Source organism: Mesorhizobium sp. RCAM 05099 (assembly GCF_059683685.1).
This window is the reverse complement of record NZ_CM185035.1, coordinates 3,733,086-3,752,060: the sequence shown is the minus strand read 5'-3', so window position 1 is coordinate 3,752,060 and position 18,975 is coordinate 3,733,086. Positions and strand designations below refer to the sequence as shown.

21 protein-coding genes and 1 tRNA gene are annotated in these 18,975 nt (G+C 62.3%); 12 read left to right on the top strand and 10 right to left on the bottom strand.

The genetic code is table 11. From position 1 onward, the window contains the following. Window positions 1-123: 123 nt before the first annotated feature. On the top strand, window positions 124-1,488 hold the full coding sequence (gene mgtE / locus AC56QQ_RS18395) for a magnesium transporter (protein ID WP_497122918.1): 1,365 nt from the start codon (window positions 124-126) through the stop codon (window positions 1,486-1,488). A 63-nt stretch (window positions 1,489-1,551) separates the two neighbouring features. Here mgtE and AC56QQ_RS18390 read toward each other — a convergent pair whose 3' ends face one another. The 4 genes from AC56QQ_RS18390 to rpiA all read right to left on the bottom strand — a co-directional run bounded on the left by AC56QQ_RS18390 (window position 1,552) and on the right by rpiA (window position 5,585). After that, window positions 1,552-2,712, bottom strand: a complete 1,161-nt coding sequence (locus AC56QQ_RS18390; protein ID WP_497122917.1) for a serine hydrolase domain-containing protein — start codon at window positions 2,710-2,712, stop codon at window positions 1,552-1,554. A gap of 35 nt (window positions 2,713-2,747) precedes the next feature. Next, the gene (gene gor, locus AC56QQ_RS18385; RefSeq protein ID WP_497122916.1) at window positions 2,748-4,136 is read right to left on the bottom strand and encodes a glutathione-disulfide reductase; all 1,389 of its coding nucleotides are present in this window, start codon (window positions 4,134-4,136) and stop codon (window positions 2,748-2,750) included. A 116-nt stretch (window positions 4,137-4,252) separates the two neighbouring features. Further along, window positions 4,253-4,867 (bottom strand): DUF2059 domain-containing protein, encoded by a 615-nt coding sequence (locus AC56QQ_RS18380; protein WP_497122915.1) that lies wholly within the window; start codon window positions 4,865-4,867, stop codon window positions 4,253-4,255. Continuing rightward, window positions 4,854-5,585: a ribose-5-phosphate isomerase RpiA gene (gene rpiA, locus AC56QQ_RS18375; protein ID WP_497100863.1), complete on the bottom strand. Its 732-nt coding sequence runs from the start codon at window positions 5,583-5,585 to the stop codon at window positions 4,854-4,856. The genes AC56QQ_RS18380 and rpiA overlap by 14 nt, the downstream gene beginning before the upstream one ends. A gap of 164 nt (window positions 5,586-5,749) precedes the next feature. Between rpiA and AC56QQ_RS18370 the strand changes: the two genes are divergently transcribed. Together AC56QQ_RS18370 and AC56QQ_RS18365 are read left to right on the top strand one after the other, a co-directional pair. Next, window positions 5,750-6,436 (top strand): phosphoglycolate phosphatase, encoded by a 687-nt coding sequence (locus AC56QQ_RS18370; protein ID WP_497122914.1) that lies wholly within the window; start codon window positions 5,750-5,752, stop codon window positions 6,434-6,436. A 136-nt stretch (window positions 6,437-6,572) separates the two neighbouring features. After that, window positions 6,573-6,647, top strand: a tRNA-Val gene (locus AC56QQ_RS18365). Window positions 6,648-7,134: 487 nt separating this feature from the next. Here the strand turns inward: AC56QQ_RS18365 and AC56QQ_RS18360 are convergent. Continuing rightward, on the bottom strand, window positions 7,135-7,356 hold the full coding sequence (locus tag AC56QQ_RS18360; RefSeq protein WP_497122913.1) for a DUF768 domain-containing protein: 222 nt from the start codon (window positions 7,354-7,356) through the stop codon (window positions 7,135-7,137). A 333-nt stretch (window positions 7,357-7,689) separates the two neighbouring features. Next, the gene (locus AC56QQ_RS18355) at window positions 7,690-8,127 is read right to left on the bottom strand and encodes a hypothetical protein (protein ID WP_489861348.1); all 438 of its coding nucleotides are present in this window, start codon (window positions 8,125-8,127) and stop codon (window positions 7,690-7,692) included. Between the two features lie 623 nt (window positions 8,128-8,750). Here AC56QQ_RS18355 and AC56QQ_RS18350 point away from each other — a divergent pair. The 3 genes from AC56QQ_RS18350 (at window position 8,751) to AC56QQ_RS18340 (ending at window position 10,486) form a co-directional block, all read left to right on the top strand. Next, complete coding sequence (locus AC56QQ_RS18350) at window positions 8,751-9,008, top strand: PepSY domain-containing protein (RefSeq protein ID WP_489861349.1); 258 nt, start codon at window positions 8,751-8,753, stop codon at window positions 9,006-9,008. Window positions 9,009-9,168: 160 nt separating this feature from the next. Then, the gene (locus tag AC56QQ_RS18345) at window positions 9,169-9,909 is read left to right on the top strand and encodes a lysozyme inhibitor LprI family protein (protein ID WP_497122912.1); all 741 of its coding nucleotides are present in this window, start codon (window positions 9,169-9,171) and stop codon (window positions 9,907-9,909) included. 91 nt (window positions 9,910-10,000) lie between these two features. After that, complete coding sequence (locus AC56QQ_RS18340; RefSeq protein WP_489861351.1) at window positions 10,001-10,486, top strand: hypothetical protein; 486 nt, start codon at window positions 10,001-10,003, stop codon at window positions 10,484-10,486. A gap of 64 nt (window positions 10,487-10,550) precedes the next feature. Here the strand turns inward: AC56QQ_RS18340 and AC56QQ_RS18335 are convergent, their stop codons facing one another. After that, window positions 10,551-12,431: a L,D-transpeptidase family protein gene (locus tag AC56QQ_RS18335; RefSeq protein ID WP_497122911.1), complete on the bottom strand. Its 1,881-nt coding sequence runs from the start codon at window positions 12,429-12,431 to the stop codon at window positions 10,551-10,553. Between the two features lie 397 nt (window positions 12,432-12,828). On the opposite strand from AC56QQ_RS18335, the gene AC56QQ_RS18330 reads away from it, so the two are divergent. Next, window positions 12,829-13,224, top strand: coding sequence for a rhodanese-like domain-containing protein (locus AC56QQ_RS18330; RefSeq protein WP_256754467.1), 396 nt, complete (start codon window positions 12,829-12,831; stop codon window positions 13,222-13,224). 6 nt (window positions 13,225-13,230) lie between these two features. Here the strand turns inward: AC56QQ_RS18330 and AC56QQ_RS18325 are convergent, their stop codons facing one another. Continuing rightward, a complete protein-coding gene (locus tag AC56QQ_RS18325; protein WP_497122910.1) occupies window positions 13,231-14,142 on the bottom strand; it encodes an alpha/beta hydrolase in 912 nt (303 codons plus the stop codon). Window positions 14,143-14,189: 47 nt separating this feature from the next. Between AC56QQ_RS18325 and AC56QQ_RS18320 the strand changes: the two genes are divergently transcribed. Next, a complete protein-coding gene (locus AC56QQ_RS18320; protein WP_109671239.1) occupies window positions 14,190-14,642 on the top strand; it encodes a MarR family winged helix-turn-helix transcriptional regulator in 453 nt (150 codons plus the stop codon). Window positions 14,643-14,666: 24 nt separating this feature from the next. Here the strand turns inward: AC56QQ_RS18320 and AC56QQ_RS18315 are convergent, their stop codons facing one another. Both AC56QQ_RS18315 and AC56QQ_RS18310 read right to left on the bottom strand, forming a co-directional pair. Beyond that, entirely contained in the window at window positions 14,667-15,278 is a 612-nt protein-coding gene (locus tag AC56QQ_RS18315) for a pyridoxamine 5'-phosphate oxidase family protein (protein WP_497122909.1), read from the bottom strand. Between the two features lie 71 nt (window positions 15,279-15,349). Beyond that, window positions 15,350-15,703, bottom strand: coding sequence for a gamma-butyrobetaine hydroxylase family protein (locus AC56QQ_RS18310; RefSeq protein ID WP_256754463.1), 354 nt, complete (start codon window positions 15,701-15,703; stop codon window positions 15,350-15,352). Window positions 15,704-15,901: 198 nt separating this feature from the next. On the opposite strand from AC56QQ_RS18310, the gene moaA reads away from it, so the two are divergent. From moaA to AC56QQ_RS18290, 4 genes are all read left to right on the top strand, one after another. Continuing rightward, the gene (moaA, locus tag AC56QQ_RS18305) at window positions 15,902-16,897 is read left to right on the top strand and encodes a GTP 3',8-cyclase MoaA (protein WP_497122908.1); all 996 of its coding nucleotides are present in this window, start codon (window positions 15,902-15,904) and stop codon (window positions 16,895-16,897) included. A 56-nt stretch (window positions 16,898-16,953) separates the two neighbouring features. Further along, on the top strand, window positions 16,954-17,424 hold the full coding sequence (locus AC56QQ_RS18300) for a hypothetical protein (protein ID WP_497122907.1): 471 nt from the start codon (window positions 16,954-16,956) through the stop codon (window positions 17,422-17,424). A 116-nt stretch (window positions 17,425-17,540) separates the two neighbouring features. Next, window positions 17,541-17,900 carry a hypothetical protein gene (locus tag AC56QQ_RS18295; RefSeq protein WP_497122906.1) on the top strand — a complete coding sequence of 120 codons (360 nt, stop codon included), beginning with the start codon at window positions 17,541-17,543 and terminating at the stop codon, window positions 17,898-17,900. A gap of 119 nt (window positions 17,901-18,019) precedes the next feature. After that, on the top strand, window positions 18,020-18,940 hold the full coding sequence (locus AC56QQ_RS18290; protein ID WP_497122905.1) for a DMT family transporter: 921 nt from the start codon (window positions 18,020-18,022) through the stop codon (window positions 18,938-18,940). The last annotated feature ends 35 nt before the right edge of the window (window positions 18,941-18,975 follow it).

Genomic DNA, 18,975 nt, shown 5'->3' with positions numbered 1-18,975 from the left:
GAACCCGCAAGCGGAAAGGTCACCGCGCCATGCCTGGCGATAGTCACAGTCGAACGCAACCGCCGTCCGCCTAAGACGTGACCTTGAATGGTTCATGCCTTGCCGGACGGCAAGGAGTGAACCATGAACGAATTTACCCCGATAGCGAGCGACGATGCCGTCGCAATCGCTCGTATCCTGGCCAATGATCACGTCGCCGACATTGTCGAGGCGCTGAACAGGGAGCCGCGAGAAACCGCGACGGAGCTGCTCTGCGAAGTGCAATTCGAGCGTCTGGTCGAGATCTTCGACCAGCCGGAACTTGCCGGCGCGTCCGAACTCATGGAGACGCTGCCGCGTGCCAGGGCAGGCAAGCTGCTCACCGCCATGTCGGTCGACCGCGCCGCCGACATCCTGCGCGATCTCGATGAGCCGGCTCGCTCCGAGCTGCTCGGAGCCCTGGCGCCGGCACTGCGCGCGACACTGCTTTCCATTCTGGGCTATCCCGAAGGCAGCGCCGCATCGATCATGACGACGGAGTTTGTCAGCGTTCCCTCGGACTGGACCATTGGCCGCACGCTCGACCATATCCGCAAGGTCGAGCGGACACGCGAAACCGTCTACGCGATCTATATCGTTGACCCGCAAACGCATCTCCTGATGCGATCGACCGGCCTGCGTCGGCTCATCACCGGTGAGCCGGACGATCTGATCATGACGGTGGCGCCGGACCGCGTGCCGGTGACGGTTTCACCGCTCACCGACCGTGAGAAAGTCGCTCAACTCATTTCCAAATACGATTTGCTCGCCGTCCCGGTCGTCGACCATGGCAAGATCCTGGGCATCGTCACCATCGACGACATCATCGACACGATGATCGAGGAGACGACGGAAGACGTGCACCGCTTCGGTGGCATGGAGGCTCTCGATGAGCCGTACATGAAGATGGGTTTTCTCGCCATGATCAGGAAGCGGGGCGGCTGGCTGTGCGCGCTCTTCCTCAGCGAGATGCTGACGGCCAACGCCATGCAGAGCTACGAGGGCGAACTGCAAAAGGCGATCGTGCTGACGCTGTTCATCCCGCTGATCATGAGCTCCGGCGGCAATTCCGGCTCACAGGCGACGTCGCTTGTCATCCGGGCGCTGGCTCTGCGCGAGATCGGTCTTGGCGACTGGTGGCGGGTGGCGCTGCGCGAACTGCCCACTGGCGTCGTGCTGGGTGCCATGCTGGGCGTGGTTGGCATCTGCCGCATCGCGCTTTGGCAATATATGGGCTTCTACGACTATGGGCCGCACTGGCCACTGATCGCCACGACGGTGGGCGCGGCACTGGTCGGCATCGTCACCTTTGGCTCGCTGTCAGGGTCGATGCTGCCTTTTGCCTTGAAACGCATCGGCTTCGATCCGGCCAGCGCATCGGCCCCGTTCGTCGCCACGCTGGTCGATGTCACCGGGCTGGTGATCTATTTCTCGGTGGCGCTGGTGATCCTGCGCGGCACGCTGCTCTAACCAGCAGCGCCAATTGTTTCCGCCGCCGGCAAATGGCCGGCGGCGGGTTCCGCCCTTCCGGCCTTAGGCTTGCCTGCCATAGACCGCGTCGCGGAGCGCATCGGGGAAGGCGCCCACCATGCCGGCGATCGCCGTGTTTGTCAGCGCCACCACCGTCAGGTCCATTGTCGGGTCCACGAACCAGGAATGCCCGTAGACGCCGCCCCAGCGCCAGGTGCCCGCGGCCTGAGGCGTCGACGCGGCCAGCGGGTCGCGCAGGATGCCAAACCCAAGACCCCAGCCCCAGCCGGGCATGGTGGTTTCCAGGCCCGATATCGCGTCCGTGGTCATTGCCGCGGCCGTCTCGGGCCGGATAACGGGTCCGCCCCCGGAACGCAGCGCTTCGAGAAGCTTGAGGACATCGCCAGCTGTGCCGTTCATGCCGGTGCCGCCTGACGCGAAGGAGGCGGGATCGAAGACGCGCTGAGGCGAGAATGAGATGGCGCCGTCGCCGAAGGGGACGCGATGATGCTCGCCCATCGCCACGGCCTTGCCAGGTCCATCGGCGTAAGGCGTCACCAACCGTGATCGATCTCGCACCGCAAAGGCCGCGTCGTGCATGCCGAGCGGCTGGACGACCAGGCGATCGATCAGCTCCGGCAGGGTGGCTCCGGCGGCTCTCGCCATGGCCTCGCCCAGCACGTCCATCGCCACCGAGTAGCCCCAGCCTGTTCCTGGCGCGTAGGACAGCGGCACCGAGGCGATGCGCCGGAGGTTCTCGGCCATGGAAAGGCCGGGCTGGTCGAGACCATCGGAGATCCCGGCGCGATGATAGGGTCCGTAGGCGGTCTGGCGGAAACCGTAGGACAGGCCCGCGGTGTGCGTCAGCAACTGTCGGACGGTCATGACGGGCTCGCTGCCGTCAGCCAGCTTCGGCCGGAATTCAGGGATGAACTTCGCCACGGGATCATCGAGGCCGATCACGCCTGCTTCGACAAGGGCAAGAGCCGCGGTCGCGACCACGGGCTTGGTCACCGACGCGAGCCGGAAGATCGCGTCCGCCGTGATCGGTTTTTTCGACTCGCGGTCGGCAAGACCGGCGGCGCGGCTGTAAAGGATTTCGCCGCGTCGAGCGATGAGGATCGTGGCGCCGACAATGCGCTCCTCGATGGCCCTGTCGACTACTTGATCGACGCGTCCGCCAAAGTCATCGTCGAGCGGCGCGGAACCGATGGTCGCGGTCATTGATTGCCCCTTACGACGAGCGAACTGGCGAAAGGTCAGACGCGCTGGCCATCCTTCACGCGGTAGGTCGGTTTGTACATGGTGACGAGTTCTTCCGCCGCTGTCGGATGCACCGCCATCGTGCGGTCGAAATCATCCTTGGTCAGGCCGGCTTTGAGCGGAATGGCGAGGAGTTGCGCCATCTCGCCGGCATCTGGTCCCAGGATGTGGGCGCCGAGCACCTTCTTCGACGCGCCATCGACCACCAGTTTCATCAACATCTTCTCGTCGCGCCCGGACAGCGTGTTCCGCATCGGCCTGAATGTGGCTCGGTAGATTTCGATGTCGGGGAAGCTTTTGACGGCATCATCCTCCGACAGACCGACCGTGCCGATCTCGGGTTGCGAAAAGACGGCGGTCGCGATCGTATCATGGTCGGGCGCGGTGGGATTTCCCTTGAAGGCGGTTTCGATGAAACACATCGCCTCGTGGATCGCCACCGGGGTGAGCTGAACGCGATTGGTGACGTCGCCGATCGCCCAGATGTTGTCGATGTTGGTGCGGGAGTATTTGTCGACGGCGATCGCACCGGTCTTGGTCATCTCCAGCCCGATACCCTCCAGACCCATGTTCTCGGTGTTGGGAATGCGGCCGATGGCGAGCATGACCTGGTCGACGGTCAATACCTTGCCGCCGGTGACCACTGCGTCGAGCCGGCCGTCAGGGCGCTTGCGGACCCATTCGGACACGGCATGACAGAGGATCTTTATCCCCTTCTTTTCCATCGTCTCATGCAGCATGCGCCGCAGATCCATGTCGAAGCGGCTGAGGATCTCCTTGCCCCGATAGACCAGCGTGGTGTCGACGCCGAGGCCATGGAAGATGTTGGCGAACTCGACGGCGATATAGCCGCCGCCTTCGATCATGATCGCCCTTGGCAGCTGCTTGAGGTCGAACGCTTCGTTGGAAAAGATGCAAAGTTCATGGCCGGGCAACGCCGGATGCGCGGCCGGGCGACCGCCGGTGGCGATCAGGATCTGGTCGGCGGTGACGGTGCGATCATCGCCCAGAAGATGCACGACATGCGGATCGACGATCATGGCGCGCGAATGGAACGTCTCGCCGCCAGCGCCTTGTACATTCTTCTCGTAGATCGCCTCCAGACGGCTGATCTCGCGATCCTTGTTGGCGACCAGTGTCTGCCAGTCGAAACTGGCTTCCGGCACCGACCAGCCATAGCCCGCGGCATCGGCGAAATGCTCAGGAAATTGCGATGCATAGACATAGAGTTTTTTTGGCACGCAGCCGCGAATGACGCAGGTGCCGCCATAGCGGAATTCTTCGGCGATGCCGACGCGCTTGCCGAGCGCGGCGGCGACGCGCGCCGCCCTCACCCCGCCCGAACCGCCGCCAATGACGAAAAGATCGTAGTCGTAACCGGCCATGGCGTGGCTCCTCGAGCTTTGGAAAATCCAGAGACAGGTAGGCTGCAAACCATCAAAGAAAAGCCCGGACAAGCCGGGCTTAACAGATGGCCGCAAGGCCGGTTGAAAACGCAGGATCAGTTCTGCGTGTCGTCCGGGGGAGCCGAACCATCGGCGGGCGCTGCGCCATCCGCCGGAGCGGCTCCATCCGCGGGAGCGGTGGCATCGGCCGGCGCCGCCGGCGCCTTTGCCTTGGCGGCTGCGGCCAGTGTCTCGCCGACCTGCTGGGCGAGATCGCGGGCAAGGCCGTTCTGCCAGATGTCGGCTGCCTTGACCAGTTCACGCGTCACGGTCGGGCCGCTGTCGAGCAGCTTCTTGCCTGAGTCCGAGCTGTAGAAAGCCGCGATATCGGACAGTTCCTTCTCGGAAAACACTTTCGCATAGGCGAGCGCCGCTTCCTTTTCCAGGTCGGCGCGGCGCGAGGCAAGCGCCAATGCCTTCTCGTTGATCGTCTTGCCGATCAACTCCTGCATGTCCGGGTTTTTCTGGATGAGCTGTGACTCGAGCGCTGCTGCCGCCTGCGGCAGGATGTTGTCGAACGGGTCGGTCGCGTGGATCGCCGCGACCGCCGCGCGGGCAGCCTTCAGGTGCGATTCCGTGACATCCTGCGAAAACGCCGGCGAAGAGAACGCGAAAACGGCCGAAGCCGCCAGAACGGCGCAAAGGCTGCGAACCCGGTTATGCAACATCATGATCGGTAGAACTCCCTGGTTTTCGGGCGGCATGGACGGTTTGGATGCCGTCGCCACCGGCGATGATGGCCGCTGACGCCAGCCCGATGAAAAGACCATGCTCGACCACGCCCGGAATGGCGTGGAGAGCATTCGAAAGCGCTCTTGTATCCGGAATGCGGCCAAAAGATGCATCGAGGATAAAATGGCCGCCGTCTGTAACAAAAGCCTGGCCCCCAGTCATCCTCAATGTAACCGGACCGGAAAGGCCGAGATTTTGTGCCGCGGCGGCAATCGCGATTTCGGTTGCGCGCAGGCCGAACTGATTGACTTCGATCGGTAGCGGAAAACGGCCAAGCGTCTCAACCATCTTCGAGCGGTCGGCAATCACGATCATGCGCTGGGAGGCAGCGGCGACGATCTTCTCGCGCAGCAGCGCGCCGCCGCCGCCCTTGATCAAGGTCAGCTCCGGGTCGACTTCGTCGGCGCCATCGACGGTGAGATCGAGCTCGGGCGTTTCCTCCAATGTCGACAGCGGCACGCCAAGCTCGCGGCACAACAACGCGGTGCGCTCCGAAGTTGGTACGCCGATGACGGTCATGCCGGTGGCAACCTTGTCGGCAAGCAGCCGCACGAACTCTTCGGCGGTGGTGCCGGTACCGATGCCGAGCCGCATGCCGTCCGTAACATGGGCAAGGGCCGCCCGGGCGGCCTCGACCTTCAGTTGTCTTGCATCCATGCCGCTTGCTGCCCCGGAACCTGCTGGCTGGGCTCCTAGCATTTTTGACGGTCGGGTCAAAGCCTTTGGCCGCTATCCACCGGCCCGCTTGCCCTGACGTGCTTGCCTTGGCGGGCCGCAGCCGCTATCGCCTGCCAATTGCACAAACCTGCGCAGGACAGACCATGACCCGCCCGATCATCGTGTTCGACCTCGACGGTACGCTGGTCGATACAGCGCCGGACCTGCTCGACAGCCTGAACCACAGCCTGGCCGCCAGCGAGCTCGCGGCCGTCGACGAAGCAGGCTTCAAGCGCTTCGTCGGCCATGGCGGCCGCGTGATGATCGAACGAGCTCATGCTGCCCAGCAGCGATCGCTTGACGTCGCCGAGCATGACCGGCTGCTGAAACTGTTCCTCGATCACTACACCGATAACATACCCGGCAAATCACGCCCCTACCCCGGCGTCGTCGAGGCGATCGCGCGTTTCGAAAATGCAGGCTATCTGCTGGCCATCTGCACCAACAAGTACGAAGCCAATTCGCTGGCGCTGATCGATGCGCTCGGCCTGGCCAGGCATTTCGCCGCAATCGCCGGACAGGACACGTTCGCGTTCCGCAAACCCGACCCACGCCACCTGACCGAGACCATCGCGCGGGCTGGCGGTGACCCGCACCGCGCCCTGATGGTGGGCGATTCGCAAACCGACATCGACACGGCGAAGGCCGCCGGCATTCCGGTGGTGGCCGTCGATTTCGGCTATACCGATCGCCATGTGCGCGAATTCGAACCCTCGGCGGTGATTTCGCATTTCGATGCGCTGACGCTGGACCTGGCGCAAAAACTGATCGCCGCCGCTGCCGGACGCTGACCGGAAGGCACCGACTGCGCCGGATAGAGGCTCGAAAGCACAGCAATCCGATCCTTGTCAGAACGCCCGACACTGCCTTGACTTAACCGGCCGGCCTCCCTTATATCGCGGCTCGCTTGGCCTTCGGGCAACGAGCGGGCGATTAGCTCAGCGGGAGAGCACACCCTTCACACGGGTGGGGTCGCAGGTTCAATCCCTGCATCGCCCACCAAAACTCTAAATAAAATCAAAGCGTTACGGCAAGACAAACGCAAGACAACGACCAGCTCTCTAGTGCGGGTCGTCTCCGGGTCGTCACTAGGTGCCGCAGGCCGGTCGGCGAACTGGTACCGTGGGTTCGAATCCCAATCGCTCCGCCAACCGCGCACCGCCTGCCCTGCATTTTCCCTTTCACGGCGTAACAGGGGTTCGATTCCCCTTGGGCGTACCAGAGATTTCAAGCACTTAGTGAAAACCTGTCAGCCTCTGTCCAACGTTTGCCAATTTCCTTTCAGGCATGTGCAGAGCCGGCATGGCGCCATCAGCGCCTGAACGTCAAGTTGGGTCGATTTGCAGCACGCTGGATGGCCGCAAGTGATGCAGACCGTTTCGCATGCTGCGAGGGTGTCGGCGAGGGTCTCGTGAGGCATGGCGATCTTCATTGAAGGGGCGCCGCAACGGGAGGATTATATTCCTCGTCTCGATCTCGGTGGCAAATGCTATTTGGGCAGGCCAGGGTCGTAATACACAATCGCGTCAAGGATCGTTCGATAGAGGCTGTCGACCTCTTCGTCGATCTCTTCCCGCTTGATGCCGAGCGCCTTGGCGTCCGCGATGAGCTTGTGCGTGAGCTCGTCGACTGAGATGACATCCGCCTTTGTCGTCCCTGGGACGTTGTTGGCGATCCATCGGTCGAGGAAGTTTATGCCGCGTGTGCTCATCCAAACCAGCAGAACGTAAGGCTAACCATCGCCACCGCGATCAGGATTGAGAGCGGCACTGCGGCGAACAGCCCCGCTTCCAAAACTCGTGTTTCTTTGTCACTGAACATTAGGCGCGCCTCATGCATTCTTCTTGATGCTAGAAGGTGCCAAGTCCTGATAGGTTCCGCGAATGTTCCCCGAGCACGAAGCGCTCCGCGTCCTGACGCGTGCCTGACGTCTATAGCAGCTAGGCGAAAGGCCGCTGCCGCGCGGCTCGCCACACCACGCGGCACGCTCTAGGGCCCAGGTGGGAATCTAATGGCCGGCAAACCCGGACTTCTCGGAAACGACTCAGGCTGGGATCAAAAGAGCAATTCGATGGATGCCAACCACGCTGCTGATATTGGTGGCTTTGTCCGACTTCCCTTTGCCGCAGCTGTAGATTCCGCCGTCCTTGACCGTGTAGGCGGGTATGCCTTTCTTTTCTATTTTGAACTCTCCGGCAATGATGTGGCAGATCATGTCCATGTCCATCAAAGGCTGATCGTCGGGATCAGAAGCCCCAGGCTGATAGATCACATCGATTATCTTGATGCTCTTATAGGCACTGATCTGCGACTCCTGTTCCCCGACTTCCACCATTCGCCGTCCATGTCCCATGTCCATGCCGTCGGTGGCGCCATAGGTGGGAGCTGCCGCCTCCGCCGGCGCTGCCAGTGAAAATACGGGTGTCGCGGCTGTCACGGCGAGACCAAATTTAAGGGCTGATCTGCGATTAAGGTGTTCCATGTAACGGTCCTCCCTTTAAGCAGTAGTGCGATAATTCGCACGGGGGATTCCGCGCTTAAGTTCGAAAACTGTCAACCGTATCTAGCTGGCGACTCTTTCGACCACCACGACACCAGCACCACGATGCCGACGAAACCAAAGCGCGAGCCAGACGCCGTTCATTGATCTTCTTCAAATCGGAAATCCTGCAGCGAAGCGTGGCGCAAATCTTCCCCGCCACGCAAGTGTTTCACGCGGCCGACCAGACCCGATCTGACCCACTGTGTTGCGGGCCGTTTCATCCCCTTGGGCGCCGGCCCCGCATGCTCCTGCACGCGCTTCCAAGGCCTTCCGGCGCGAGGCGTCCTCCAAGTCGAGATTCTGCCTAAGCTCGATAGCGTCGGCGACAAGTTTCTGATGCAGTGACGCCAGCGACGATACCTCCTTCTCCAAGATGCCAACAAGCTTGGTTGTCCTGGGCGAATTGGCGCAGCCTATACTCGAAGGTGACTCCCGCGAACGCCCAACCCACAGAAACGCGGGCCGAAAGGATGCCGGTGGGCGTGCCATCGCGTTTCCCTCAAGCCGGAGGAACCAACCAGCCTGTGAGCGAGTTTCCCTCCGTCGAAACTTGAGGGAAAACCATGTCCAGATTTCTGCTGGCGACCAGCGTCGCCGTTCTCCTCGCCACCGGCCCGGCTCTGGCGGCGGATGACAAGCCGCTGCCGCCGCCCAATGCCAAGAAACTGTCGGAGATCATCGCCAAGGTCGAGCAGCGCGACGGCTTCCGTTACATCAAGGAGATCGACTGGGACAGCGGCGCCTACACCGTCACCTACTACACGTCGGACAAGGCCAAGGTCGAAATCACGTACGATCCCGTGACGGCCGAGCCGAAATAGGGCTTTTCCCGAGACATCCGCGGCTCAAGGAGGCGCCCCGTTTCTCGGGGCGCTCTCAATGACCAACCGTCTCGCCCAAAAATGTCCATCCTGGGATAGGACCAAGAATGTCCATCCTGGGATATGATATGTGTGCGATCCTGTTGGCTTGGGGGCACGCATGCGATCTTCCGTTCGAACCGATGTCTTGCTCTTGCTCGCCATCATCCTGGCCGGCGGCGTGCTTGGGGCCGCTCCGGCACGGGCCGACGGGCCGTCCTTCGACTGCGCCAAGGCAAGCCTGCCGGCGGAAAAGGCGATCTGCGCCGATCCGCAGCTATCGGCCATCGATCTGCTGGTCTCCAAGGCGTTCAAGGGTTTCGAGCCGGCGTTCGGTGGCGACAAGCGCAAGATCGCCCGCTGGCTCATCGCCGATCGTAATGCCTGCAAGGGCGATACTGCCTGCATCGTCAGTGCGCAGAACAACGCATTGCAGACCTATGGCAATGCCCCGTCATGGGTGCAGGATTACAACATTGCGCTGATCGGCAAAAAGGCGCTGGAAGCCGCCTCGCGGAACCCTGGAGGGACGGATCAGCCCCTGCCCTCGGCCATCGGACAATGCGCCTCCACGCATATCAAGACGCTCACCGCGCGGCTTGGCGACGATCCGCTGGAAACGGCCAGTCCCGAGGCTGGCAGCGCGGCGACATTCACGAATGGCGGTACGGCCGTCTCCTATGATCGTGAGCCTGGCCTGGCCGCCTCGAAGGTCGGCGACGCGGCGATCATGTGCCTGATCGCAATTCCGCGAGATTGCCCTGCGGGCGACGATCGCGGCCGGTTCTACTATGGCATCGATCTCGCTATCAAAGGGTCATGGGCGCTGCCCGATTCGCAGCATCTGTGCGGTGGCGCCTGAGCTGCCGCCGCGACCGAGGTTTCCCTCCTCCCGCTTGCATCGGCCTCGCTTTGATGGCTGACTGGAATGGGTTGACTGCGCCGCATGGGGGATGGGCATGGCGACAGCGAAGCACATATTGAAGCGTATCCTGATGGTGCTTGCCGGTTATCTCGTCGCCGTACTGGTCGGCCTGGTCGCCGTAGCGGCGATCTACGCCGCGCTCAGTTCCCTGCCCAATGCGCCGGCGTATTTCGATGTCATGGGCGTCACGCCGATCGCCGCCCTGGTGGTGCCGCCGCTCGGCATGTTCATCTATTTCCTGACGATTGTCGTGACCGGAGCGCAGACGCTTGTCTTCGCGCTGATCGCCGAGTTCTTCTCGTTACGCAATGCCCTGTTGCACATGTTCTTCGCCGCCGCGGCGGCAGCAGGCGGCTTCTTCCTGATCTGGCCAAGTACGGCGGAAGACATGGATCCCGAGCGCTGGGCCGATATCGGCATCATCGCTGCTGCCGGCCTTGTCGCCGGACTGATCTACTGGCTGATCGCCGGGCGGGACGCCGGCTTCCGGCGACCGCTGTCACCAGGTCAATAAAAGAGTTGAGGCGGCTAAACGTTCAAACGTTGCGCCGCCTCCGGATGCCGTAAACTGCTTTTGCTCAACTCGACGGTGAACGCACTGCCTCGGTGGCGTCCAATGCCTGCTTCAGCCGCGAGTCGCGGTCGTAGACGTCGCCGAAATACTCGACCTTGCCGGACATGTCCGGCCATGCGGTGAAATAGGCGACATAGACCGGGATCTTGCGTGTCACGTTTTCCGTCGAATGCCCATGCTTCAGCTTTTCCGCGATATAGTCCACCGAGGTGCCGAGCACCGCCGCCGCCATGCCGCGTGGATCCTGCAGCCGCACGCAGCCATGGCTGAGCGCGCGCATGTCCTGCTTGAAGAATGACTTCTGCGGCGTGTCGTGCATATAGATCGCATGCTTGTTGGGGAACAGGATCTTCAACTCGCCCAGCGCATTGGCCTCGCTCGGCTGCTGGCGCACGCTGTAGGGAATGTTGGCGCCGTAGGCGCCCCAGTTGACCGCCGACGACGGGATGCGGTTGCCGCGCGAGTCGGTCACTTCGTAGCCGGCCCGGTCGAGATAGCCTGGATCGCTGCGCAATCTGGGCAGCATTTCGTTGACGATGATCGACTGCGGCACCCCCCAATAGGGATGAAAATCGACCTGCTTGATCTGGTCGTAGAAGAAAGCGGTCTGGTTGGTGGTTCGACCGACGACCACACGTGTCTTCAGCTTCTCCTCGCCATTGTCGATGTAGCTCGCGGTGAAGGCCGGCTGGTTGATGAAGACGCGCGGGCTGCCAAGGTCGGAAGGCAGCCAGCGCAGTTCCTCCAGCGCCACTTCCACCTTCAGAAGCTTGTCGGCCTTGGATGTCCCGGCCAGTGACTCGACGGTGCGCGGCCCGATGACACCGTCGCCCTTCATGCCCGCCTTCTGCTGCACGGCCTTGATGACCGGAATCAGATCCGGAACGTAGACTTCACTGGTCGCCAGCCTGGACAACACCTCGCCATAGGCGCCGCCCATCTCGTCATCGAGATTGCGCGCGATCAGCGTCAGCAGCTTCGGCAGTTCGGGGCTGGTCTCGCCCGGCTTCAGCAACAGCTTGGGATCGACGACGATTTCGTTCTCGGCGCTTGCCTGCAGGGCTTCCAGTTCGACGCGCAACGCCTGGTATTCCGGATTCTGCGGATGTCGCGATTCGAGATAGGTGCGTACTTCCTGGGTGTGAGCCAGCGTTTTCAGCACGCCTTGCAAGTCGAGCGGCTTGGCCGGGAAATCATAGTAGCCGGTCATGCGGTTGGGCTCGACACGGCCATTCTGGGCATCGTGGGCATAGCGCAGCACGCGCGCCGACAGAGCCATTTCGAAACGGACGAGGTCCTTCAGCCGCGCCCCAGCGTCGGCCGTTGACGAGTCGGCGGCGGGCACGTCGACTGCGTAGTCGGCGGGCGTAAGGCCATAGCTCGCTGCCTCGCCGAGCACCCGCACCGCATCCTGCGCGCGGCTGTTGAGGCTGGTTCCGCTTACCCAGATGAAATCCGGATTGGCCGAATAATAGGCGATCAGCGCCTTGGCGATGTCGGGCTCGGCGTAGAGTTCGTAGTCGCCTAGGCTGGCAATCGCATCACGAAAAGCAGCGCCGGTGGCAGATGGAACGAAAGCGGCGTCCTGCGGTGTCGCCGGCTGCGGCGCTGCCGTCAGCGCCGAGAAATCGATTCGGACCAGGCGATCGGCCTTGTAGGTGTAGTAGGACGGACCGCTGATTTTCACCCCGCCACCACCGGCAGGGACTTTCGGCTTGTGCTTCGGAGGAGGTGGTGGAAACTCGCCTTGCGGCGCATGTCTGATGCCGCCCCCGAAAAGCATCTCGAAAAGCCCTTGCGCTTCCGCCTGAGGCACGCCGAGAGCGAGCGTTGCCGTGATCGCCACCAGCGGCATCACCGCTGCTTTGTTTCCGAGGAATTTCATGGATCACCCGCTCCGGTCGCAACCGGTTCCCGTTCCGCACCGTTAGACGATCTCGCTCACCGCATGGCGGATGTAAGACGCGACTATACCGATTCATACTGATTTCGTTAAGCTTCCATAAATTTCGGAGCGCCTGTTGCAGAACGGTTTCACAACCTCGTGACGGCCGGAACGGATACGGTTCGGCTCCGGCCGGGGAAATCCACTGGCGATCGGGCGTTGGCGCCACCGTCGACGGTCAGCGCGGCGCCGGTGACGAAACGGCCTTCCGTGACCGTGGCCGGGGCGATGGCTGCCTGGTGGACGATGGCCGGCCTCGACGCGGCGTGACAAACGCCGGCTGTTGTGCTCGAAATTCGACCTGCCAGCAAACCACCTGGCCGGGAGGGACGACAGGGTGAAAAAGGGTTATCGCGAACTGCTCGACGAGGCCAACGCCGAGATCGAAGTGGTGTCGCCCGAGGAAGCAGCGGGATTGCTCGAGGACGAAGGCACCATCTTCATTGATCTGCGCGATCCGCGCGAAGTGGAGCGCGACGGCAGGATTCCAGGCGCCAGGCATGTGACCCGCGGCATGCTGGAGTTCTGGATCGATCCCGAAAGCCCCTACCACAAGCCGTTCTTTGCTTCGGGAAAGAGTTTCGTTTTCTTCTGCGCTGGCGGCTGGCGCTCGGCACTGGCCACCAAGACGGCGCAGGACATGGGGCTTTCGCCAGTCAAGCACATCCTTGGCGGCTACACGGCCTGGAAGGCGGCCGGACTGCCAGTCGAGCCTGGCGACAAGAAGAAATAATTGCCGCTAGTGGAGCAGCGACGGCTCGCGGTGCGTGGCCACAAAGCCGACGGCACGTTCGACCACGCCCCTGTCGGCGAGGATGCGGCGGTGGCCGAGCCCGTCGGCCCAGTAAAGCCGCACATGGCCGCCAGCGCCAGCATAGCGCTTCGCATGATCGGCCGAGACTTCGCGGTCGTCCGGCGCGTGGATGACCAGGGTCGGCACCGGCGCATGGGCGAGCTGGCGGTCGCCGGTGAATTCATGCAATGGCCGGCCAGAAAGATGTTCGACGCGGTCCGCCATGGCGGCCTGCGAACGCGGCCCGACATTGAGCATGCGGCTGAAGTCGGCGAAGATTGCCGGCAGGGAACTTGGCGCCGCGATCAGGACCAGCCGTCCGGCCGCCAGTGGTGGGATGTTCTTGACCGAACCAGCGATGGCGTTGGCGGCGACGGCGCCGCCGAAGGAATGGCCAACCGCCGCCGCGAACGGACCGAACCATTCGCCAGCAACGCGCACGGCATCCACGGCATTGACCATGTTCAGCCGCCGGCCCCGCGACTGGCCATGGCCCGGCAGATCAAGCGAAGCAACCCTGTAGCCGGCGGCGCGATACCCCTCGATCAATGCACGCATGTATTCGGTGCGCGAACGCCAGCCGTGGACGACAAGCACCGTGCCGGCAACCGCCCTGCCCGGCTCTGGCCGGAACTCGTGCACCATGACGCAGCCGGTAGCGGTCTTCAGCCGATGATGACGCGCCTCGGCCATGAACTCCGCGGCACGGTTGACGGCGCGGCGTTCGCCGTCCGTCAGTGCCTTGGCATTGGGGGTGCGGCAGAACAGTTCGAAAGCCGCGCGACCGGTGAGGCGCGGTGCAATATGTTCGGCCGCACCAAACACCCCCCGGATGACCTTCAGCCCGATTGATGCCATAGTGAGAATCCATCCATACGTTCAAGCATGAACATAATAGTTCAAAGATGAACAATAAACAAGAGCTACCCTGGGACAACCCGCGTTTTCGCAACTGGGTCGCGGTGGCGCGCGCCTGCCATGTGCTGGAGCGTACGCTGGCGGTGAAGCTTGCGCCGCTCGACCTGAAGCCGGCACAGCTCGATGTGCTGATGAACCTCTATCGCCACCCCGGCATGTCGCAGCACGATCTTGCCCGCAAGCTGCTCGTTGGTCGCTCCAACATCACCATGCTGCTGCCGCAGCTGGAGGCGCGTGGCTTGCTGCGCCGCGAAGGCGATGAGAAGGACAAGCGTATCCTGCGGCTTGCCCTGACGGAAGCCGGCGAGGCGCTGCTAATGCAGGCGCTGAAAGTCCATATGGCGCTGATCGAAAAGGCGATGAGCCAGTCGACACCGGAGCAATGCGACATGATCGGCGATCAGATGCGCAAGATCTATGAGGTGCTGAAGGAGGCGTGACCGCCTCTCGGCCAGGCCGTCAGCCTACCACATCGTCTTTTTCGCCCGCTCCGGCCATTCCCTGTCATAGGTCTCGCCGTCGATGTTCTTGCGGCTGGTTATTTCGAGGATTTGGCCGGGTGTCGGCAATGACTTCGGATCGACATGCCTCGCCGGGTTCCAGAGCTCGGAACGGACGATGGCGCGGGCACACTGGAAATAAACCGAATCGACGCTGATGACGGTCACCGAGCGCGCCAGCTTGCCATCGACCGTGAACGACGCGCAGAGCGCTGTATCCGTGGTGATATGGGCGCGACCGTTGATGCGCAGCGTCGTGCCCGAGCCCGGCACCAGAAACAGCAGGCCGACGCGCGGATCGCGAATGATGTTCTTCAGCGAATCGGCGCGGTTGTTGCCGCGCCGGTCCGGCATCATCAGGGTTTTCGGGTCAAGGATGCGCACGAAGCCGGCGAGATCGCCGCGCGGCGAACAGTCCAGCCCCTCCGGCCCACTGGTCGCCAGGGCGACGAAGGGCGAAGCCTCGATAAAGGCGGCGTATTCAGGAATCACATGGTCGAGTTCCTTGACCAGCGAGGTTTCGCCGGGCAATCCGTAAAGGGCTTCGAGCTGTTCGACCGTGGTGATGACGGACATCTTTTCGTCTCCGCATATCCGCCGCCCTTACTCCCGATGGGTGACGTTTTCACGACGCCGACTTGTCGGACCTAGCGATCCCGGCTCAAGCCTTTTTCCGCAAGCTCGGCGAGATAGGCATTCCAGCGCGCGTCCTTCTCGTGGCCGAGGGTGTGCAGGTAATTCCAGGTGAAGATGCCGGTGTCGTGGAAGTCATCGAAGGTGATGCGGACGGCGTAGTTGCCGACCGGCTCGATCTTGAGGATCGCCACATTGCGCTTGCCTGGAACCGTAACGCGCTGTTCGGGCGAATGGCCCTGCACCTCGGCCGAGGGCGAGGCGACGCGCAACAGTTCCGCCGGCAGTTCGAACGGTTGATGATCGGGAAAGGTCACCGAGAGCAGTCGGCGGTCTTTTGAGACCCGGAGTTCCCTGGGTGCGGTCATGGTGTTCGATCCCTTGGCAATCCACCCTTCCCTACGCTGCTTCGCCAAACGGGAAAAGCCGTTTGCGGTGAGCCGACATGCGATGTCGGCCAGGGAATGTTACCAAAGATCGAGAAACGGTATCTTGAATGGTGGGCCGGATCGTATCACATAGCCATATATAACGAAGCCGTTCCGGCCACGGGAAGCGTTTGAAGCATGGACATGATCGACCCTTTCGGTCGCACGATCAGTTATCTCAGGGTGTCGGTCACCGACCGCTGCGATTTCCGTTGCACCTATTGCATGGCCGAGGACATGGCCTTCCTGCCGAAGAAGGACCTGCTTTCGCTGGAGGAACTCGACCGGCTGTGCAGCGTCTTCATCGAAAAGGGTGTCAGGAAATTGCGCCTCACCGGTGGTGAGCCGCTGGTTCGCAAGAACATCATGCACCTCGTGCGCCAGCTGTCGCGACATCTGAAAAGCGGCGCCCTGGAAGAACTGACGCTGACCACCAACGGCTCGCAGCTTTCGCGCTTCGCCGCCGAACTCGCCGATTGCGGGGTCAAGCGCATCAACGTTTCGCTGGACACGCTTGACGCCGACAAATTCCACAAGATCACCCGCTGGGGCCATCTCGGCAAGGTCATGGAAGGCATCGATGCCGCGCAGGCGGCCGGGCTGAAGGTGAAGCTCAACGCGGTGGCACTGAAGGATTTCAACGACGCCGAACTGCCCGACATGATGCGCTGGGCGCACGGCCGCGGCATGGACCTGACGGTCATCGAAACCATGCCGATGGGCGAGATCGATGCCGACCGCACCGACCAGTACCTGCCGCTGTCGCTGCTGCGCGCCTCGCTGGAACGCCAGTTCACGCTGACCGACATTCCCTTCAAGACAGGCGGCCCGGCCCGCTATGTCCACGTCGCCGAGACCGGCGGCCGGCTCGGCTTCATCACGCCGATGACCCACAATTTCTGCGAAAGCTGCAACCGCGTCCGGCTGACCTGCACAGGCACACTCTATATGTGCCTCGGCCAGGAGGATGCGGCTGACCTGCGCGCGCCCTTGCGCGCGTCCGAAGGCAACGAACTGGTCGCCGACGCCATCGACGAAGCCATCGGCCGCAAGCCGAAAGGCCATGATTTCATCATCGACCGCCGCACCAGCCGCCCCTCTGTTTCGCGGCATATGAGCGTTACGGGCGGCTGACCTTTTCGAGAAATTCATGCAAGATCGCCTCTCGGTCATTGGCTCCGAGGCTAGATATGCAGAGGCGTTCTTCATTCCTGGCGGTTGTCGCAACCATTGCAGCGACCAGCGCAAGTGCCGCTCCCTTCACCTATACCAACGAGCGCTTCGGCACCCTCTGCACTTTTCCCGACGAGGTCTTCACCGATCGCCAGCCTGAGCCCGAAAATGGCGACGGGCAGGAATGGCTCAGTGCCGATGGCGCCAGCCTGATCTGCTCGGGCATCCTTAACATCGACGACACGCCGAAGGGTTTCGTCGCGGCGGAGAAAGCCAGCAAGGAGCCAGGCTACGAGATTACCTACAGCAAGGCCGGGAAGGACTGGGCCGTGCTGTCGGGCTTGAAGGATGGAAAGATCTTTTATGAGCGTCGCCTCTTCGGCAAGGATGGTGTCATCCGCACCGTATGGCTCGAATACCCGCCTGCCGTGAAGTCGAAGTACGATCGGCTTGTCGCGGCCATAGCGGGCAGCCTCAAGGCGCACTGAACATTTCGGCCACACAATGACAATATTGCCGAACACGGGCGCCGGCCGGATTTACCGTCGGCCAGTTGCGCCCTAAGCCTGCCCGTCGCGATTTTCGCTTCTCGGGGGATTAAAATATGCGCAAAGTCATTCTTTCTCTCGCCTTGCTTGGCCTCACGGCCATGCCAGCGGCAGGCCAGTCGATTGGCGGCACCTACACGGTCGCCGGCACCAACTTCGACGGCTCGACCTATGACGGTGAAGCCACCATCACGCTGACCAGCCAGACGACCTGCACGATCCACTGGGAGACGGGCGGCTCGTCTTCCGACGGCATCTGCATGCGCAACGATGATGCCTTCTCAGCCGGCTATGTCATGGACAAGGACATCGGCCTCGTCGTCTACAAGGTGATGGACGACGGTTCGCTGCATGGTCTGTGGACGATCGCCGGCAAGGACGGCAATGGCACCGAGGTGCTGACGCCAAAGAAGTAAATTCCACCGTTATCGCAGGGGTTTTATGGGCCGCGGCAAGGCCGTGGCCCAGTCTTTTGCCGTTGCTGTTTCAGGCCCGGCTGCTACAGGCTTGCTGCAAAGCAGAACCGGTAGTTGTCTTGCCCCTTTCTCCAAATCTTCGCGGCGCATTGCTCATGGTGGTGGCGATGGCCGGCTTCACCCTCAACGACGCCATTACCAAATACTCGTCGCAATCGATGAGCATGGCGCAAGTCATGCTGGTCAGAGGAGCATTTGCTACCCTTCTCGTCGGCTCGCTTGCCTGGCAGCGCGGTGCTCTCGTCCGGCTGCGCTCGATGCTGGACCCGCTGGTGGCGCTGCGCGTCCTTGGCGAAGCCGGCGGCACGGTGACGTTTCTGATCGCGCTCGCCCATTTGCCGATCGCCAGCGTCTCGGCCGTCCTGCAGGCGCTGCCACTGGCGGTGACGATGGGCGCGGCGCTTGTCTTCGGGGAAGATGTCGGCTGGCGGCGCTGGTTGGCCATCGCCATCGGATTTGTCGGCGTTCTGGTCATCGTGCGGCCGGGCTTCGAAGGGTTCAGCGTATATTCCCTGGTCGCGTTGGCCTGCGTCGCATGTTGCGCGGTGCGCGATCTCGCCACCAAGAGGATTCCCAAGGCTATTCCGACCGTTCTGGTTTCGACCGCGACCGCACTTGCCATGACCATCGTCGGCGCGGCGCTGTTGTCGCCGATGGGCGGCTGGACACCGATGACTGGACAAAGCACGGCCTTGCTGGCGCTCGCCGCGGTCCTTGTGCTCATCGGCTACCAGTCCATCATCATGGCAATGCGGGTGGGCGACATCTCCTTCATCGCACCGTTCCGCTATACGGCCCTGATCTGGTCGATCCTGCTTGGCCTCTTCATCTTCGCTGACGTTCCCGACCTGCCGATGGTCATCGGCGCCACCATCATCATCGGCTCCGGCCTTTATGCACTCTACCGCGAGCGGATCGTCGGCCGGCGAAAGATCGTCACCGAAAGCACCGGGCCGACCATGATGCCGGACGGAATCTAGCCGGCTCCCGAGAAGGTTCTTGTGATTCCCGACGG

What these genes read in the sequence shown, in the direction of transcription:
- AC56QQ_RS18355 (WP_489861348.1), bottom strand. Translation starts at nt 8,127, where the DNA reads ATGGAACACCTTAATCGCAGATCAGCCCTTAAATTTGGTCTCGCCGTG.
- AC56QQ_RS18300 (WP_497122907.1), top strand. Translation starts at nt 16,954, where the DNA reads ATGCAGAGGCGTTCTTCATTCCTGGCGGTTGTCGCAACCATTGCAGCG.
- AC56QQ_RS18310 (WP_256754463.1), bottom strand. Translation starts at nt 15,703, where the DNA reads ATGACCGCACCCAGGGAACTCCGGGTCTCAAAAGACCGCCGACTGCTC.
- AC56QQ_RS18315 (WP_497122909.1), bottom strand. Translation starts at nt 15,278, where the DNA reads ATGTCCGTCATCACCACGGTCGAACAGCTCGAAGCCCTTTACGGATTG.
- gor (WP_497122916.1), bottom strand. Translation starts at nt 4,136, where the DNA reads ATGGCCGGTTACGACTACGATCTTTTCGTCATTGGCGGCGGTTCGGGC.
- AC56QQ_RS18320 (WP_109671239.1), top strand. Translation starts at nt 14,190, where the DNA reads ATGAACAATAAACAAGAGCTACCCTGGGACAACCCGCGTTTTCGCAAC.
- AC56QQ_RS18380 (WP_497122915.1), bottom strand. Translation starts at nt 4,867, where the DNA reads ATGATGTTGCATAACCGGGTTCGCAGCCTTTGCGCCGTTCTGGCGGCT.
- AC56QQ_RS18325 (WP_497122910.1), bottom strand. Translation starts at nt 14,142, where the DNA reads ATGGCATCAATCGGGCTGAAGGTCATCCGGGGGGTGTTTGGTGCGGCC.
- rpiA (WP_497100863.1), bottom strand. Translation starts at nt 5,585, where the DNA reads ATGGATGCAAGACAACTGAAGGTCGAGGCCGCCCGGGCGGCCCTTGCC.
- AC56QQ_RS18335 (WP_497122911.1), bottom strand. Translation starts at nt 12,431, where the DNA reads ATGAAATTCCTCGGAAACAAAGCAGCGGTGATGCCGCTGGTGGCGATC.
- AC56QQ_RS18390 (WP_497122917.1), bottom strand. Translation starts at nt 2,712, where the DNA reads ATGACCGCGACCATCGGTTCCGCGCCGCTCGACGATGACTTTGGCGGA.
- AC56QQ_RS18340 (WP_489861351.1), top strand. Translation starts at nt 10,001, where the DNA reads ATGGGCATGGCGACAGCGAAGCACATATTGAAGCGTATCCTGATGGTG.
- AC56QQ_RS18370 (WP_497122914.1), top strand. Translation starts at nt 5,750, where the DNA reads ATGACCCGCCCGATCATCGTGTTCGACCTCGACGGTACGCTGGTCGAT.
- AC56QQ_RS18360 (WP_497122913.1), bottom strand. Translation starts at nt 7,356, where the DNA reads ATGAGCACACGCGGCATAAACTTCCTCGACCGATGGATCGCCAACAAC.
- AC56QQ_RS18350 (WP_489861349.1), top strand. Translation starts at nt 8,751, where the DNA reads ATGTCCAGATTTCTGCTGGCGACCAGCGTCGCCGTTCTCCTCGCCACC.
- mgtE (WP_497122918.1), top strand. Translation starts at nt 124, where the DNA reads ATGAACGAATTTACCCCGATAGCGAGCGACGATGCCGTCGCAATCGCT.
- moaA (WP_497122908.1), top strand. Translation starts at nt 15,902, where the DNA reads ATGGACATGATCGACCCTTTCGGTCGCACGATCAGTTATCTCAGGGTG.
- AC56QQ_RS18295 (WP_497122906.1), top strand. Translation starts at nt 17,541, where the DNA reads ATGCGCAAAGTCATTCTTTCTCTCGCCTTGCTTGGCCTCACGGCCATG.
- AC56QQ_RS18345 (WP_497122912.1), top strand. Translation starts at nt 9,169, where the DNA reads ATGCGATCTTCCGTTCGAACCGATGTCTTGCTCTTGCTCGCCATCATC.